Annotated in this window: 15 protein-coding genes and 1 rRNA gene; 8 read left to right on the top strand and 8 right to left on the bottom strand. The window is 74.4% G+C overall.

Translation table 11 applies throughout. From position 1 onward, the window contains the following. Positions 1-93: 93 nt before the first annotated feature. Together CHC11_RS08630 and CHC11_RS08625 are read right to left on the bottom strand one after the other, a co-directional pair. Positions 94-1,518, bottom strand: coding sequence for an MFS transporter (locus CHC11_RS08630; RefSeq protein WP_281258292.1), 1,425 nt, complete (start codon positions 1,516-1,518; stop codon positions 94-96). Between the two features lie 287 nt (positions 1,519-1,805). After that, positions 1,806-2,276 (bottom strand): MarR family transcriptional regulator, encoded by a 471-nt coding sequence (locus CHC11_RS08625; RefSeq protein ID WP_089311127.1) that lies wholly within the window; start codon positions 2,274-2,276, stop codon positions 1,806-1,808. A gap of 101 nt (positions 2,277-2,377) precedes the next feature. On the opposite strand from CHC11_RS08625, the gene CHC11_RS08620 reads away from it, so the two are divergent. After that, entirely contained in the window at positions 2,378-2,950 is a 573-nt protein-coding gene (locus CHC11_RS08620) for a TetR-like C-terminal domain-containing protein (RefSeq protein ID WP_089311126.1), read from the top strand. A gap of 4 nt (positions 2,951-2,954) precedes the next feature. Further along, positions 2,955-3,215: a DUF2530 domain-containing protein gene (locus tag CHC11_RS08615; protein WP_089311125.1), complete on the top strand. Its 261-nt coding sequence runs from the start codon at positions 2,955-2,957 to the stop codon at positions 3,213-3,215. 13 nt (positions 3,216-3,228) lie between these two features. Here the strand turns inward: CHC11_RS08615 and CHC11_RS08610 are convergent, their stop codons facing one another. Beyond that, complete coding sequence (locus CHC11_RS08610; protein WP_089311124.1) at positions 3,229-6,207, bottom strand: sacsin N-terminal ATP-binding-like domain-containing protein; 2,979 nt, start codon at positions 6,205-6,207, stop codon at positions 3,229-3,231. A gap of 4 nt (positions 6,208-6,211) precedes the next feature. Further along, the gene (locus CHC11_RS08605; RefSeq protein WP_218826013.1) at positions 6,212-6,988 is read right to left on the bottom strand and encodes a DUF3027 domain-containing protein; all 777 of its coding nucleotides are present in this window, start codon (positions 6,986-6,988) and stop codon (positions 6,212-6,214) included. Positions 6,989-7,229: 241 nt separating this feature from the next. Between CHC11_RS08605 and CHC11_RS08600 the strand changes: the two genes are divergently transcribed. Beyond that, positions 7,230-8,624, top strand: coding sequence for an MFS transporter (locus CHC11_RS08600; RefSeq protein WP_089311122.1), 1,395 nt, complete (start codon positions 7,230-7,232; stop codon positions 8,622-8,624). 18 nt (positions 8,625-8,642) lie between these two features. Here the strand turns inward: CHC11_RS08600 and CHC11_RS43345 are convergent, their stop codons facing one another. Together CHC11_RS43345 and CHC11_RS08590 are read right to left on the bottom strand one after the other, a co-directional pair. Beyond that, positions 8,643-9,038 carry a cold-shock protein gene (locus tag CHC11_RS43345; RefSeq protein ID WP_089311121.1) on the bottom strand — a complete coding sequence of 132 codons (396 nt, stop codon included), beginning with the start codon at positions 9,036-9,038 and terminating at the stop codon, positions 8,643-8,645. A gap of 175 nt (positions 9,039-9,213) precedes the next feature. Beyond that, positions 9,214-9,855 (bottom strand): HAD family hydrolase, encoded by a 642-nt coding sequence (locus tag CHC11_RS08590; protein ID WP_245918955.1) that lies wholly within the window; start codon positions 9,853-9,855, stop codon positions 9,214-9,216. A gap of 212 nt (positions 9,856-10,067) precedes the next feature. On the opposite strand from CHC11_RS08590, the gene CHC11_RS08585 reads away from it, so the two are divergent. Beyond that, positions 10,068-10,430: a hypothetical protein gene (locus CHC11_RS08585; protein ID WP_089311120.1), complete on the top strand. Its 363-nt coding sequence runs from the start codon at positions 10,068-10,070 to the stop codon at positions 10,428-10,430. On the opposite strand, the gene CHC11_RS08580 is transcribed toward CHC11_RS08585, so the two are convergent. Continuing rightward, a complete protein-coding gene (locus CHC11_RS08580; RefSeq protein WP_245918952.1) occupies positions 10,427-10,909 on the bottom strand; it encodes a GNAT family N-acetyltransferase in 483 nt (160 codons plus the stop codon). The genes CHC11_RS08585 and CHC11_RS08580 overlap by 4 nt on opposite strands. Positions 10,910-11,077: 168 nt before the next feature. On the opposite strand from CHC11_RS08580, the gene CHC11_RS08575 reads away from it, so the two are divergent. The 4 genes from CHC11_RS08575 (at position 11,078) to CHC11_RS08560 (ending at position 16,606) form a co-directional block, all read left to right on the top strand. Beyond that, positions 11,078-11,695, top strand: a complete 618-nt coding sequence (locus CHC11_RS08575; RefSeq protein WP_179278751.1) for a TetR/AcrR family transcriptional regulator — start codon at positions 11,078-11,080, stop codon at positions 11,693-11,695. A gap of 95 nt (positions 11,696-11,790) precedes the next feature. Next, on the top strand, positions 11,791-14,151 hold the full coding sequence (locus CHC11_RS08570; RefSeq protein ID WP_089311118.1) for a helicase-associated domain-containing protein: 2,361 nt from the start codon (positions 11,791-11,793) through the stop codon (positions 14,149-14,151). Positions 14,152-14,291: 140 nt separating this feature from the next. Then, entirely contained in the window at positions 14,292-14,771 is a 480-nt protein-coding gene (locus tag CHC11_RS42510; protein ID WP_089311117.1) for a hypothetical protein, read from the top strand. Between the two features lie 182 nt (positions 14,772-14,953). Continuing rightward, entirely contained in the window at positions 14,954-16,606 is a 1,653-nt protein-coding gene (locus tag CHC11_RS08560; protein ID WP_089311116.1) for a DNA repair helicase XPB, read from the top strand. Between the two features lie 95 nt (positions 16,607-16,701). Here the strand turns inward: CHC11_RS08560 and rrf are convergent. Beyond that, positions 16,702-16,795 (bottom strand): 5S ribosomal RNA (gene rrf, locus CHC11_RS08555); the annotation flags it as partial.

Below are 16,795 nucleotides of genomic sequence, written 5' to 3'. Positions count from 1 at the left end.
CCGCCAGCTTTTCAGCAGGCGGCGTTCCTTGTCACGCAAATAGGGCCAACCGAATCGCCTCACCCGGCCGGTCTTATGGACCGCGCGCGACCTTTACCGCTCAGCGGCCCGGGCGCGGCGGAGCCGGGCCAGGGCGGGACGCACCGCCCCGTGCTCGTCCGCCGTCCCCTTCTGCTCGTCGGTCCTCCACCGCAGGGCCAGGGCGCCCACGGCGAGGGCGGCGACCACGGAGACCAGCCCGCCGAGGACGAGGGAGGCCCGCGCGCCGAAGTGCTCGGCCAGCCAGCCGACCGCGGGCGCGCCCAGCGGGTTCGTCCCGAGGAACACCAGCATGTAGAGGGCCATGACGCGGCCGCGCATCTCCGGCGCGACGCCGAGCTGGACGGACGCGTTCGCCGCCGTCATGATCGTCATCATCGCGATCCCGGTCGGCACCAGCAGCGCCAGGAACGACCAGTACGTCGGCATCAGGCCGGTGAGGACCTCCAGCACCCCGAACGCCAGGCCCATCGCCACCAGCAGCCGCAGCCGGGGCCGGGCGACCCTGCGGGCGGCCAGCAGGGCGCCGCCGAGCGCGCCCAGCGCCAGCATGCTGGACGCGAGGCCGAACGCGGAGGCGTCGGTGTGGAAGACCTGCTTCGCCACCAGGGCGACCGTGGTGCTGAAGTTCATGCCGAACGTCGCGAGGAAGCCGATGAGGATGAGCACGAGCATCAGGTCGCGGCGCCCGCGCACGTAGCGGAGCCCCTCGCGGAGCTGGCCCTTGGCGCGCTTGACGGGGGCGGCCTGGCGCAGCTCGTCCGTCCGCATCGCGTAGATGCCGAACAGGACGGCGCCGAAGGACGCGGCGTTCACCAGGAAGACCGGGCCGGTGCCGATCAGCGCGATCAGCACTCCGGCGACGGCCGGGCCGAGCAGCCGTGCGCCGTTGAAGGTGGCGCTGTTCAGCGCGATCGCGTTCGGCAGGTCGCGCCTGCCGACCATCTCGACCACGAACGACTGGCGGGCCGGGTTGTCCACGACGGTCGCGACGCCGAGCCCGAACGCCAGCACGTACACGTGCCACACCTGCGCCGTGCCGGAGATCACGAGGAGGCCGAGGACCAGCGCGAGCACGCCCATCGCCACCTGCGTCAGCATCAGCAGGCGGCGCTTGGAGTAGCGGTCGGCGATGACGCCGCCCCACAGGCCGAACAGCAGCATCGGCAGGAACTGCAGGCCGGTCGTGATGCCGAGCGCGGTACCGCTGCCGTGGGCGAGATCGAGGACGAGCCAGTCCTGCGCGATCCGCTGCATCCACGTGCCGGTGTTGGAGACGACCTGGCCCGCGGTGTACAGGCGGAAGTTGTGGTTGTGGAGGGAGCGGAACATGCCGGCGCGGCCCTCGGGCTCCTCGGGGGGCGTCTCGGCGCTGTCGGGCCGTTCCGGGTCCGGGGTCGCGGGGGCGGACGGTGCGGGCTCGGGCTGCTCCGGGACGTCCGCCACGGCCTCGTGGAACGTTCCGGCCTGGTCCTTCACGGGGGCGGAGGGGGCGGCGTCCGGCCGCGTGACGGGGCGGGCGGACGCACGCGGGGCGGGACGCGGGGCGGGCCGGCGACGGCGGGAGCGGGCAGGACTCGCCACGGCGGCGGCCCGGGCTGGATGTGCGGCCCGCCGCCCGCGGGCCCCGCGCGTCGCGGTTCCCTCGGGTTCGTCGGGGGTTTCGTTAGCAGAAGTCATTACCAACGCTAACGGTAATCGCCCCACCCTCATTCCGGCAAGTGCGAGGAGACCCGATCACGCCCGCCCCGGCCCGGAGGGCGGGGTCAGGACCGGCTGAGCTTGTCGATGACGGGGGCGGCGCGGCGGAGGATCTCTCGCTCCTCGTCGGTCAGCTCGCTGAGGCGCATCGCGAGCCATGCCTCCTTGCGGCGGCGCTCGTCGGCGAGCAGGGCGGCGCCCTCCTCGGTGGCGTTCAGCACGACCTGGCGCCCGTCGGTCGGGTGCGGGCTGCGCGCGACCAGCCCCCGCTCCTCCAGGTAGGCGATGACGCGGGTCATCGACGGCGGCTGCACCTTCTCGTGGTCGGCCAGCTCGCGCGGCGTCATCGACCCGTGCCGCTCGATGGCGGCGAGCGCGGCGAACTGCGTGAGCGACAGCGGGCTCGGGCCGCCCTCGCCCGCCGCGGACGGCCGCAGCGTGCGCAGCCGGCGCGACAGCCGCGCGATCGAGATGCGCAGCTCCTCGGCCAGCCCGGGCGCGGACGCCGTGCGGCCGCGGATCGGTGGCATAGTCATCGTCTTCGGTCTCCTGTGCTGCCCATGCTGCCACGCCGCCGCTTGACACCTTCGCTAATCTTCTTAGCCTCACAGCTAAAGAATCGTAGAGGAGGGTCGCGATGCCCCGTGCGGGACTGTCGCCCGACGCGGTCGTGGACGCCGCCGTCGCCGTCGTGGACGCCGAGGGCCCCGGTGCCCTCACGCTGGCGGCGGTGGCGGGAAGGGCCGGGGTCGCGACGCCCTCCCTGTACAAGCATGTCCGCAATCTCGCCGAGTTGCGACACCTGGTGACCGCGCGCGTCCTGGAGGAGCTCGCCGGACGGCTCGGGGAGGCCGCGCTCGGGCGGTCCGGCGACGACGCCGTCCGGGCGCTGATGTACGCCTACAGGGCGTACGTGGTGGAGCATCCGGGCCGCTACGGGGCGATGGAGCAGACGGCGGCCCCGGCGGGCGGGTCGGTGGACGGCGCCGCGGAGCGGCTGGTGAACATCCTGTACGGGACGTTGCGCGGCTACGCCCTGGAAGGGCCGGAACTCGTCCACGCGACGCGCTGCCTGCGCTCGGCCGTCCACGGGTTCGCCGTCCTGGAGGCGGCGGGCGGTTTCGGGCTGCCCGCGGACCTGGAGGCCAGTTATGAGCTGCTCGTCACGATGGTCATCGGCGGACTGGCGGGCCGGGGCCGCGTAGCCTGAGCCCATGAGCCCTCCGCGCCGCCCGGATCCGCCGCCGATGCAGACCAACGACGTCCGCATCGCGGCCGCCGGGGCGGCCGCGTGGGCGGTGGGGCTCGTCGTGCTGCTGATCGTCGGGCTGCCGTCGCAGGACCGCTGGTGGCTGTGGGTGTGCTGCGTCGGCATCGTGATCGGGCTGTTCGGCATGTGGTACACCCCCCGGCTCCAGGCCGGGCGGGCCCGGCAGGAGGCCGACCGCGCCGCCAAGCGCGAGGCGTCCCGCTGAGACCGGCCGGGCCCTAGTGCTCCAGATCGTCCTCGGCGAGCAGGACCGGCAGGGCCTCGGGGGCGCGCAGGACGGCCTCCAGCAGGAGCCGGTCGCCCCAGTGCCCGGCCGACCAGGCGAGCGCCCGCGCCAGTCCGGCGACGCCGCTCGCGTGGACCCGTCCGTCCCTCGTCCACCACGGGACGTCCTGGCCGTCCACGATGAGGCGCTCATGGGCGAGGTAGTCGGCGGGGGCGTCGGGCAGGACCGCCCTGACGGCCTCCGGGACGGGACGCTTCTCGCCGTCCGGCTCCACGAGGCCCGGGATCTCCTCCCCGGCGAGCGGCAGGTCCAGGAGTTCGGCGAGGCGCACGTCGCGGCCCTGCGCGGCGATGACGAGGGGCTGCCCTTCGAGGAGGGGCAGGACGTCGGGGCCGTCGAGCACGAGGGCGTCCGCCGCGTCGACCACCTCGACGCCGCCGTCCACGACCGCCCGCACGCGGTCGGGCGGTTCGACGGCCGCGTCCGGGGCATCTGCCAGCGCAGTCCAGAGCCCGCCCAGCTGGGCCCGTCCCACCGACCGCCGGGCATCGCCCAGGCGATCGAGCAGTTCCTGCGCGCCCCCGGGCTCATCGAGCAGTTCCACCAGTGACGTGCGGACGCCCAGGGCGAGCAGGAGGTGCTCGTCCAGGCCCTGCGGCGCGACGTCGTAGAGCCCTGCCAGCGCCTCGTCGCCGCCCAGGCGGAACTCGCCCGGCCTTCGGCCGTCCAGAACGGGACGGCGGCTCAGCCACCACGCCGTGTAGGACGGGACGGCGACACGCCGCCCGTTGTGCAGGGTGGCGTGGGCGGGATCCACGATCGCGGACCGCCACGGCGGTTTGGCGAGAACCCTCAGCGCCGCCGCCCAGTCGTCGACGAGTTCGAGGTCGCGGACCGCCGTGAACTCGGGGACGAGCGGCGGAAGGTCCTGCTCGCCGATCCGGCGCAGCACGTCGTCCGCCCACAGGTCCTCGTCGTCGAGGTCGAGGCTCTCGGCCTCGTCGGCGAGGCCCATGAGGTCCACGTCCTCGGCCTTGGCCAGCGCGAACCCGTCCAGGACGCCGGCGGCCGTGAGCGTCTCCGCGCCCCACTGCTCCAGGATCCCGCCGTCCACGACGCCGAACGGCGCGTCATCGGCCATGAGCCCCCGCAGCGGGCTCTCCGGCAGCAGCAGTTCGCCCGCCGGGTAGAGCTCGCCGTCGTCGCCGGGCAGGGCCAGCGCGGCCAGCCACGGCTCGTCGCCGGGATCGGCGTGCGCGGCCGCGACCAGTCCCAGCACGGCCTCGGCGACCGCGTCGGGATCGTCGGTGTCGAAGGACTCCTCGACGGCCGCCCGCACGGCGGCGTCCGCCAGCACGGCCCGCGGCCCCGCCTCGACCGCGCCGAGCCGCGTCAGCAGCGGGTGCACGGCCTCCGGGTGGACGAAGCGCAGCCCCAGCGCGTCCAGACCCGCGGGATCGACGCCGTCCGCGACCAGCAGCCCGCGCGGCCCCCGCACCACGCGTCCCGCCTCACCCGCCAGTGGCACCGGGAGAGCCCCCAGAGCCTCCGTGGAGGCCCCGGCGAGCGCCTCGTACACCCGTTTCCACCACGCCGGTTCCCGGTCCACAGCGGCCAGCTCGTCGATCACGTCGGCCAGTTCCACCCGCCGCACGCCGAGCGCGGCCAGCGCCGGGCTCCGCGCGGGCCACTCCGGCGGCAGCAGGCCGCCGACGACGACGTCGCCCCCGGTGTCCCCCTCGGCGTCCCGGCCGCGGAGCACATCGACGAACGCGGCGGGCGCGTCCACGGCGACCGCGTCCCGCCCGCGCGTCCGGTGGGGCAGGACGGGCGCCTCCGGGAGCCGTTCCCGGATCCCCCGCCGGATCCGCGCGTCCAGCTCGCCGGCGGCGATCGGCCCCGGCACGAGCTCCAGCACCTTCGGGGAGACGGGCGGCTCGCCCAGCAGCCGCACATAGCCGTCGGCGGCCCGGTCGACGAGGAAGTCGGTCAGCGCGCCGGGCGCGACGTGCCGCCGGTCGGGCGCGAGCGGGAACGACGCCATGAGCAGCGCGGGGAGGTCGAGGCGTTCGTCGCTCGGCGTGGGCGCGTGCAGCACGCCGGGCGTGCCCTCGGGGAGCCCGCCCTCGGGCAGGGCCCACCGCACCTGCCAGAACGGCCGGGCCCGCTCCTCCACGGGACGGTCACGCAGGAGCGCCGCGGGGATCTCCCCGTGCTCCTCGACCGTCCGCCACAGGCCGCCGTCGATGACCACTTCGCCCGGGGCGCGCCGTTCGGCGGTCAGCGTCCGGACGTCCCCGTCGACGTCGATCTCGACGTGTTCCAGGACGGGCAGCGCCAGCACGAGCGCCGCCCCCACCTGCCGGAGCTGCCGCAGGACCGGCTCGACCGCCTCGTCCCGCAGCGGCAGCCGCACGACGGTGTCGAAGCCCGCCGGGACCTCGACGGCCCGCTCCAGGGCGAACGGAAGCCGCAGCAGCGGCACGTGCCCGCCGCGCCGCCCGAGCTCCCCGGCCAGGCCCGCGATCCCCTCGACCAGTTCCCTGGCCCGCGGCGACGACCACTCGACGCCCGCCGTCCCGGACGCGATGGCAGGGGTGTCGGTCACGGCGACGACGGCGGCGAAGCCCACGCCGAAGCGGCCGGCGGCGGCCGGCTCGTCGCGCTTGGCCGAGGCGCGGAGCGTCGACAGGGCCTCCACGCCGGCGGCGTCCAGCGGTGCGCCGGTGTTCGCCGCGATCAGCAGCGGCTCCCCGCCGGTGCGCAGCGTCAGCCTGAGGCGGCCGGGCACGGCCGCACGCCGGGCGGCGTCGGCGGCGTTCTGCGCCAGCTCGATGACGACGCGGTCGCGGTAGCCGCCGAGCGCGTGGTCCTCCTCGGCGTTGGCGTCCTCGCGGAAGCGCGCCGGGGACTCGGCCCAGGCGCGCAGGACCCGCTCACGCAGCGCCCGCGCGCCGAACACGTCCTCCATCGGCTCAGCTGTGGCCGAGCGCCTCGTCATCGAGGGCCGCGGCGTCCTCGTCACCGCCGGTGGGGACGATCTCGTAGCCGAGCTCGTCGATGACGGGCGGGTTGTGCTCGGACACCGCCGGGAGGGAGACGGCCTCGGAGTGCGCGCCGCAGCCGTGGTCGGCGGAGACGACGCGGCCGTCGTCGGGCGCGTACTCGTTGGCGCAGACGCCGAAGACCTGCCGCAGCGCACCCGCCAGCACCACGTAGAAGCCGCAGGTGGAGCACTGGGCGGGGGCGGACGCGGCGATCGGGGCGCGGGGCCCGGCGACGCCGTCGTACCAGCGGGCGGCGGCCTCGTCGCGGCCCTCCCGCGACAGCACCCGGACGCGGCCGAGGCCGAGCTCCCACTGGGTCTCGCGGTCGGTCGACTCGTCCACCTGCGTGAAGCCGGGCGCGAGCCGCACGTCGTCGGGCGCGGTCGGCAGCAGGTCGCCGGGGCCGAGGTCGCCCGGGCGCAGCCGCTCCAGCCACGGCACCCACGGCGGCGCGAGGAGCGCGTCGTCGCCGGGGAGCAGAACGCACTCGCTGACCGTGACGTTCCTGGCGCGCGACGCGCGGGTCACCGTCACGGCCCACCGCCAGCCCGTGTAGGCGGGGTCGAGGCACACGAAGTAGTGCGTGACGACCCGGTCGCCCTCGGCGAGCAGGCCGAGGTGCTCGCCGACCTCGGCCGGGCCGGCGGTGTCCTCGGCGGCCTCGCGTGCGAGGTCGACCGCCTCGGCGCAGGCGGAGTCGACGATGGGCGTGCGGGGCCGGCGGGCGGCCCCGGACGTGGTGCGCGCGGCGGCGGAACGCGCGGGGCTGGACTGGCGCTGTGGGCTCACACGTCAATTCTCGCCCATGCGGGCACGTGACCCGCACAAGACGGGCGTCGTCCGCGAGGTGATCCCGCATTCCAGCGGGGAACGTACTCTCAGTCGAGGACTCCGATGGCCGCCCCCGGCCCCGAGCCGGGACGACCGCGAGGAGAGATCAGGGCGCATGGCAGACCGGACACGGGCGGGTCGGTCCGCGCGCGCCGTCACCGGGGGTGCGGCGCGGGCGTGCCGCGCAGCGCGCTCGGCCGCGCTCGGGACGGGACGGCTCACCCGCCGCGCCACCCACGCGCAGGGCGCCGGCCGCAGCGGGCTCGGCAGCCTGATCGAGACGTGCGCGTTCAACTCCGCCGGGGACGCGCTGGTCACGGTCGCGCTCGCGGGAACCCTGTTCTTCGGCCTGGACGTCGACCAGGCGCGCAGCCAGGTCGCCCTCTACCTCGTCGTCACGATGGCGCCGTTCGCGCTCGTCGCGCCGCTGATCGGCCCGGCGCTGGACCGGGCCCGGCACGTCCGCCGCTACGCCATCGCGAGCACGTTCGTGATGCGGGCGCTGCTGTGCTGGGCGCTGGCGAGCGCGCTCCCCCACGGCGACCAGGTCACCTTCCTGCCGGCGGCGTTCGGCGTGCTGGTGCTGTCCAAGGCCTTCGGTGTGCTGCGCGCCGCGGTCACCCCGCGCGTCCTGCCGGAGGAGATCCCGCTGGTGACGGCGAACGCGCGCTGCTCGTTCGCCGGGCTCATCACCGCGTCGATCGCCGCGCCCGCCGGGGCCGGCCTCGCCGTGCTGATCGGGCCGGGATGGGTGCTGCGCATCGGCACGATCCTGTTCCTGCTGGGCGCCGTGTTCACCATGCGGCTGCCCCGGCACGTGGACGTCCCCGAAACCGAACCGGGTGCGGACAAGGGCGCCCCGCGCCGCGCGTGGCGGGCGCTGCCGCGCGTCGGCCCGGTCGTCGCCGAGGCGATGCAGGCGAACGCGGTGCTCCGCGCGTTCTCCGGCTTCCTGATCATCTACCTGGCGTTCCTGCTGCGCCAGGAGCGGTTCGACCCGGTGTCGCACCATGTCGCCCTCGGCCTGCTGGCGGCGTGCGCGGGCGCGGGCGGACTGATGGGCACCGCGCTCGGCGCCTGGATGAAGGCGCGGGCGCCGCGGTTCATCGTGTCGGCGACGCTGGCGTCCGTCACCGGCGTCACCGCGGCGGGCGCCGCGTTCTTCGGGCTGTGGGCGGCCCTCGCCGTGGCGACCGCGGCCGGGCTCGGGCAGGTGCTCGGCAAGCTGTCCATGGACGCGGTCGTGCAGCGCGAGATCGGCGAGGAGGTGAGCTCGTCCACCTTCGCGGTGTCGGAGACCCTGCACCAGCTCAGCTGGGTCCTCGGCGGGCTGCTCGGCCTCGGCATGTCGATCGTCGCGGACGGGCGGCTCGCGCTCGCGGTCGTCGCGGCGGCGCTGGCCCTGGCGTCCGGGCTGCTGGTCATGCGGCAGGCCGGAGCCCGGCGTCAGGCCGGCGGGCCCGGCCGCACCGGCCCGCTCAAGGACGCGCACCACGAGATGCGCGCCTGACCCCGGCGCCGGGAGGCGTCAGGACGCCAGGTCGTCGGCGACCGCGCGCAGCACTATGGCGATCTTCTTGGCGTCCGCGGGGGCCGGGTGCTTGCCCCGCCGGTAGGTGTTGGAGATCCCGTCCAGCAGCTTGATCAGGTCCTCGGTGATGACGACCATCTCGTCGGGCTTCTTGCGCCGCTGCTTGGCGATGGTCTTCTCCACCGACGGCAGCGTCTCCAGCACCCGCACCTGCAGTGCCTGCTGACCGCGGCGCCCCTCGACCACGCCGAACTCGATGCGCTGGCCCGGCTTGAGGGTCGTGACCCCGTCCGGCAGCGCCGAGGAGTGCACGAAGACCTCACCGCCGTCGTCGCGGGTGAGGAAGCCGAACCCCTTGTCGGAGTCGTACCACTTGACCTTGCCAGTCGGCACCGGATACCTCGTTCGGTAATCGTCCTGAATCGACCCCAAGATTAGTCCCTCGCCGCGGGCCGGGGAACATGCCGGGGGCCCCGCGACGCCTACGGGGCAACGCGATCGACGCTATCCCGGACGCCCCGGAACGGCACCCGGATATCGCTCCCCAGCTCAGCCCGCCGGTGGCGGCTCAGCCCGCCCGGAAACCGCCGAGCCAGCCGGGGAACGCCAGCAGGTCCGGCAGGACGACGTCCGCGCCGTAGGCGGTGAGGGCCGCCGAGTCGAACGCGCCTGTCGCGACGGCGACCGACACCGCCGAGGCGGCCCGGGCGGCGTCCACGTCGCCGGTGTGGTCGCCGATGTAGGCGCCGGCGCCGTGCTCGCGCAGGGCGGCGCCCTTGTCGGCGCCGAACAGGCCGCCCACCACCGCGTCCGCCGCCAGCCCGAGGAACCGGACGGTCCGCTCGGTGTCGGCCTGGTTCTTGCCCGACACGACGACCACCCGCCCGCCGCGGGCCCGCACCGCCTCCAGCGCGGCGGACGCCCCCGGCATGAGGACGGTCGCCGGGACCGCGACGTCGGCGTAGATCGCCCGGTAGCGCGCCGCCATCGCCGGCACCCGCTCCGGCGGGAACCAGTAGGCCAGCTCCTCCTCCAGCGGGGGCCCGATGCGCTTCACCACCTGCCCGGTGTCGATCGGCACGCCCGTCTCCGCCGCCAGGGCCGCGTAGACGGCACTGATCCCGGCGCGGGTGTCGGCGAGGGTCAGGTCGAGGTCGAAACCGATGGCGAGGCCGTCGCGGGACGGGGTGGAGGAGGCGAGATCGAGCACGTCCACAGGCTAATGGGGCTGGACACGCGCAAGGACCCGCGCTCTCCTGGTAGTGGCGATGCGACGGGATCCGAGTAGGAGAGCGCGGGACCGTGCTCCGGATATACCCGGGCCCTCGCCCACAAACCACCTGACCAGGGAAAACGCAGCATACGAACCCCCCATCCCCGCCCCAAGGACCATCAGCGTCCGACCGGTGAAGGAGGCCGCACATGGCAGGGACCCAGACCGAGCCGGGCGGTGACCACCGCGCCCCGCGCGCCCGCCGGACTCCCACCGCCGCCGCGGCGCGCCGCCGCGGCGTCGGCCTGCTGGCGGCGGCGGTGTCCATCGCCACCACCCTCGTGGTGACGGTCCTGGCCGTGCACATCGTCTTCGTCGTCTTCGAGGCCAACACCGCCAACGACCTCGTCCGCTGGTTCGGGGACCGCGCCACCGACCTGTGCTGGCAGTTCAGGGACGTCTTCCAGCCGGGCGACCCCAAGGTGGAGGTCGCCGTCAACTACGGCCTGGCCGCCCTCGTCTACCTGGTGGTCGGCCGCGTCCTCGTCGGCCTCGTCCGCCGCCTGGGCTAGATGCGGCCGGGGAAGCGGACCTTGTCGAACGGCCACGCCGTGCCGACCCACTCGCGGACGAACCCTTCCAGCTCCTTCTCCAGGACGGAGTTCTCCTCGTCCGCGCGCACCCAGAACACCACCACCGCGTCCGAGCCGGGACGGTCCGACGGGGCGACGTGGATGCGGCCGAGCTGCCGCTCCCCGTCCGGGGTGATCACGACGTAGCTGAACGAGCGCCGCAGCTGCCCCTGCTTCTGCAGCCACGCGACGTCGATCAGAGCCTGCTCGAAGGTGAACTCGCGGTCGGGCCAGCCCCACTCGGGCCCGAACCGGCCGGCCAGCCGGTCCAGGCTGCCGATGACGGCGCCGTAGTCCTTCACCACGTCGTGCACGGTGATCGGACGGATCTGGAAGTCGGGCCCGGCCACCAGCGTGGGCACCACGAAGTCCTCGGGCAGGAAGGCCCCGTCGGCCGCTTTCCGCGGAGACTTGAACATCGCCGACCTTTCCGACGACGCCCCTTCCGGCGACGGGGCGCGGACGAGGGAACTCTAGTCGCCGGGCGCCCCGCCGCGAGCAGCATCACGGATTCGGGCGCGCCGCGCGTGACGCGGGGACCCGCCGCAGGAACATGCCTTACTGTTCTTGCGGAGGAATTCATCAACATGACGACATCTACGCGCGACCGCATCGTGACCGAGTCGCTCCGGCTGTTCGCCGACCGGGGCTACGCGGCGACGTCGGTCGCCGAGATCGAGGCCGCGGCCGGCCTGTCCCCGGGCGCGGGCGGTCTCTACCGGCACTTCCGCTCCAAGGAGGAGGTCCTCTCCTCGGCCATCCGCGAGCACATCGAGCGGACCCGCCGGCAGATCAGCGACGTCCTCACGCAGTCCACCGCCTTCAAGGAGCGCCCGCTCGAGACCCGGCTGCGCATGACGTGCCAGGCCGGACTGGCCAAGATGCGCGAGGAGCAGGACCTCATCCGGGTCCTGTTCCGCGACCTCGACCAGTTCCCGAACCTGGTCGCGGAGATGCGCGAGGGCATCGTCAACCCGCTGTACGACGGGATCGCCACCTGGCTGGCGGCGCAGCCCGAGTTCGAGGGCTTCGACGAGGACTGGCCGGCGGTCGCGTCGATCCTCGGCGGCGCCGTGGTGAACTACTGGCTCGCGAACGAGGCGATGTACGAGCCGCCCACGCGCATCGACGAGAAGCGGTTCGTGGAGAGCTGGGCGCGCCTCGGCCTCGGACTGGTGCACCTGGAGCGCACGCCGGCCACCTGATCGCGGCACACCGGAGTTCCCCACCTCGCGCGGGCCTCTAACCTGGAGGCCCGCGTGCCTGCGGCATGCACGCGCACTTAAAGTTGGGGAACGGCATGGAAACGTATGCGGACTGGTTGCGCGCGCGCGGCGACGACGAACTGCGCGCGCTGCTGTCCGCGCGCCCCGAGCTGCTCGCCCCCGTCCCCGCCGATCTGACCGCGCTCGCCGCCCGCGCCGCCACGCCCGCCGCCGTGTCCCGGGCGCTCGACCGGCTGGACCGCTTCACCCTCGCCGTCCTGGAGGCCCTGCTCGTCCTGCCCTCCCCGGCCGCGCCGGACGCGCTCGCCGCCGCCCTCGACGCCACCCCCGAGCAGGTCGAGGGCGCGCTCGCCACACTCCGCCGGTTCGGGCTGGCCTGGGGGGACGACGCCCCGGCCGCGGCGCCCGGCGTCCGGCAGAGCCTGCCGCACCCCGCCGGGCTCGGGCCGCCCGCCCGGGAGGTCTTCGCGGGCCATTCCGTCGAGCGGCTCACCGACCTGGTCACCGACCTGGACGGCGAGGCGCCGCGCGGCTTCGCCGACTCCGGCCGCCTCCTCACCCGGCTCACCGAGCTGCTGAGCGACCCCGCCGCGCTGGTCGAGGACGCCGGACCCGAGGCACGGGCCGCCCTCGACCAGCTCGCGTGGGGACCGCCGGTCGGGCGGGTCGCCGACGCGCGCCGTCCCGTCCGGCTCGACACCGCGACCACCCCCATCGAACGGCTCCTGGCCCGCGGCCTCCTCGCCGCCGAGGACGACCGCACGGTCACCCTGCCCCGCGAGGTCGCCCTGCACCTGCGCGGCGGGCGGCTGCTGCGGGACGTCCCCGCCGAGCCGCCCCCGCTCACCCCGGCGGCCGGACCGCGCCGCGAGGACGTGGTCGTGCGCGCCGCGGCGGGCGAGGCCGCGGGCGCCGTCCGGCTGATCGAGGAACTGCTGGAGCGCTGGGGCCTGGAACCGCCGCCCGTCCTGCGCAGCGGCGGCCTCGCCGTCCGCGACCTGCGCGCCGCCGCGACGCTCCTGGACGTCCCGGAGTGGAAGGCCGCCCTGCTCGTCGAGGTCGCCTACGCGGCGGGCCTGCTGACCCGCAGCGGCGACCTCGACGGCGAATGGCTGCCCACCCCCGCCTACGACCTGTGGCTGATGCGCGACACCGCCGGGCGCTGGACGGAGCTGGCCCGCGGCTGGCTGAAGTCCGTCCGCGCCGCCGGGCTCGCCGGGGAACGCGACGACCGCGACCGTCTCATCAACGCCCTCAGCGAGGCGATGGTGCGCAGCAGCGCGCCGTCCACCCGCCGCGCCGCCCTGGACGTCCTCGCCGGCGCGGGCCGCGGCGTCGTCGTCGGCGAGGACGCGCTCCTCGCCCGGCTGGCGTGGCTGCGGCCCCGCCACGGCGGCCCCGCCCGCGACCGCTTCGTCGGCTGGACGCTCCGCGAGGCCGCCGCCCTCGGTCTCACCGGGTTCGGGGAGCTGGCCCCGTTCGGCCGCGACCTGCTCGCCGGCGACGACCCCGAGCCCGCGCTGGAGAAGTACCTGCCGGAGCCCGTCGACGAGATCCTCGTCCAGGCCGACCTGACCGCCGTCGCGCCCGGCCCGCTGGTCACCGAACTCGCCCGGGAGCTGGCGCTCGCCGCGGACGTCGAGTCCACCGGCGGCGCCACCGTGTACCGCTTCACCCCCGAGTCCATCCGCCGGGCCCTGGACGCGGGACGGACCGCCGCCGACGTCACCGACCTGCTCACCCGGCACTCGGCGACCCCGCTCCCGCAGCCGCTCGTCTACCTGATCGACGACGTCGGCCGCCGGCACGGCCACCTGCGCGTCGGCGCCCTGTCGTCCTACGTCCGCACCGACGCGCCCGCCACCCTCGACGAGATCCTCGCCGACCGTCGCGCCGCGCCGCTGCGCCTGTACCGGCTCGCCCCGACCGTCCTGGCGTCCGGGGTGCAGCGCGCCGACCTGCTCGACGGCCTGCGCGCCATGGGCCTCGCCCCGGTCGCCGAGGCGCCCGGCGGCGGCGTGATCGTGACCCGGCCGGACGCGCAGCGCGCCGATCCGCCGCCCACCGCCGAGATCGTCCGGCTCCGCCCCGACGACCGCACCGACGCCTCGATGATCTCCGCGGCCGTGCGGGCGCTGCGCGCCGGCGACGAGGCGTCCCTGCACGGCGCCGAGCACGCCCGGCAGACCCCGTCCGGCGAACCGCCCCGCTCTCCCGCGATGGCCACCGTGGAGCGGCTCCGCGGCGCCGTCGAGCGCGGCGGCCGCGTCTGGATCGGCTACCTCGACCAGCAGGGCCAGGCGTCCAGCCGCATCGTCGAGCCCGTCCGCGTCGAGGGCGGCTTCCTCACCGGCTACGACGCGACCCGCGCCGCCGTGCACCGCTTCGCGCTGCACCGCATCACCGGCGTCTCCGAACTCGACGACGCCTCCTGAAGGCACCCCCCGGCGAAACCCGCTGCTGTCCGGAAACGGACGCTGGAAACGGTGGGAACCGGCGAACCTCGCATACGGTCCAATCAACGGCCCATCGGACGGGATAGCGTGTCCGGGCGAGTGGTGTGAGGAGGCTCCCGATGAGCGGGTACGGAGGGCGTCCGCCGTCGGGCTGGGACGACCCTTACGGCGGGAACCAGAACTGGGACGCCGGCGACGCCTACGGGCAGCCGTACGGGCAGGGCTACGGCTACACACAGTCCGGCTACACACAGCCCGGCTACACACAGCCCGGCTACGGCCAGCCCGGCTACGGGTACGGGTACGGGCCACCGGGCGTCCCCCACCAGGCGGGGAGCAACGGCTCCACCATCGCCGCCCTCGTCTGCAACGCCGTCGCGATCGTGCTGTGCTGCAACATCGTGGCGATCCCCGGCGTGATCACCGCGGCGATCGCCCTCGGCCGTACCCAGACCGACCCGCCGTCCGCCCGGAGACTGACGATCTGGAGCTGGTCGCTCTTCGCCGCGTCCATCCTCATCGGCATCGTCCTTCTGATCATCTACATCGCGGTCGGTGTCATGTCCGACCCCGGCTACGGCTCCTCCGAGGGGATCTGACCCGCGCCGCGCCGGAACCCGCCCGCGCCGCCCGGTCGCAATAAAGGCGGCGGCCCGGGCGTTGAAGACCGCAGTCCTCTCCGGAACGCGCGAAGCGCCGTCGCCGCTCGGGTAGCGTGCGGCAGCGATGCCCTCATCCGGACGAGGCATCGATCTTCCGAAACCCGACGGGGGCTTCTGCTTTGACCGACGGTCCGCTCATCGTCCAGTCCGACAAGACGCTGCTGCTGGAGGTCGACCACGACCTGGCCGGCCCCTGCCGCAAGGAGATCGCCCCGTTCGCCGAGCTCGAACGGGCGCCGGAGCACGTCCACACCTACCGGGTGACGCCGCTCGCGCTGTGGAACGCGCGCGCGGCCGGCCACGACGCCGAGCAGGTCGTCGACACCCTGATCCGGTTCTCCCGGTACCCCGTGCCGCACGCCCTCCTCGTGGACATCGCCGACACCATGGCCCGGTACGGGCGGTTGCGGCTGGAGAAGGACCCCCAGCACGGGCTCGTCCTGTCGTCCTCCGACCGGTCGGTCCTGGAGGAGGTGCTGCGCGCCAAGAAGATCAAGGGCATGATCGGCGACAGGGTCGGCGACGACGCCGTCGCTGTCCACCCGAGCGAGCGCGGCGCCCTCAAGCAGGCCCTGCTCAAGCTCGGCTGGCCCGCCGAGGACCTCGCCGGCTACGTGGACGGCGAGGCCCACGCCATCTCCCTCGCCGAGGACGGCTGGGAGCTGCGCTCCTACCAGAGCGAGGCCGCCTCGGCGTTCTGGCACGGCGGCTCCGGCGTCGTCGTCCTGCCCTGCGGCTCCGGCAAGACGATCGTCGGCGCCGCCGCCATGGCCCGCGCCCAGGCGACCACACTGATCCTCGTCACCAACACCGTCTCCGCGCACCAGTGGAAGCAGGAGCTGCTGCGCCGCACGTCCCTCACCGAGGACGAGATCGGCGAGTACACCGGCACCAAGAAGCAGATCCGGCCGGTCACCATCGCCACCTACCAGATCATGACGACGCGCCGGAAGGGCGCCTACGCGCACCTGGAGCTCTTCGACGCCCGCGACTGGGGCCTGGTCGTCTACGACGAGGTCCACCTGCTGCCCGCGCCGATCTTCCGGATGACCGCCGACCTGCAGGCCCGCCGCCGCCTCGGCCTCACCGCGACCCTCGTCCGCGAGGACGGCCGCGAGGGGGACGTGTTCTCCCTCATCGGCCCCAAGCGGTACGACGCACCGTGGAAGGACATGGAGGCGCAGGGCTGGATCGCGCCCGCCGACTGCGTCGAGGTGCGCGTCACCCTCACCGACTCCGAGCGCCTCGCCTACGCGACCGCCGAGCCCGAGGAGCGGTACCGCTTCTGCGCCACGACCGACACCAAGACCAAGCTCATCCAGGCGCTCGTCGACCGGCACCGCGGCGAGCAGACCCTCGTCATCGGCCAGTACATCGACCAGCTGGACGAGCTGGGCGCACTCCTGGACGCTCCGGTCATCAAGGGCGAGACCCGCATCCGCGAGCGGGAGCGGCTGTTCGAGGCGTTCCGCCAGGGGGAGATCGACGTCCTGGTCGTCTCGAAGGTCGCGAACTTCTCCATCGACCTGCCCGAGGCGTCCGTAGCCGTCCAGGTCTCGGGCGCCTACGGGTCCCGGCAGGAGGAGGCGCAGCGACTGGGTCGCCTGCTGCGGCCCAAGGCCTCCGGTACGGGAGCGCGCTTCTACGCCGTCGTGGCCCGCGACACTTTGGACCAGGATTACGCCGCCCACCGGCAGCGCTTCCTGGCCGAGCAGGGCTACGCCTACCGGATCGTCGACGCGGACACCGTCCTCGCCGGCGACGAGTTCTGATCAATCCTCTTCCGGCCGGGGCCGAGTGTCGGCGCCGAGGACCGGGAAAATGAGAAAGGCCCCGCCGGTGACGGCGGGGCCTTTCTGCAATATAAGTCCGGCGGTGTCCTACTCTCCCACACGGTCTCCCATGCAGTACCATCGGCGCTGAAGGGCTTAACTTCCGGGTTCGGGATGGGACCGGGTGTT

The sequence above is a fragment of the Actinomadura mexicana genome (assembly GCF_900188105.1).
GTDB lineage: Bacteria > Actinomycetota > Actinomycetes > Streptosporangiales > Streptosporangiaceae > Spirillospora > Spirillospora mexicana.
The sequence above is the reverse complement of the archived record's forward strand: the minus strand, read 5'-3'. Positions and strand labels throughout refer to the sequence as shown.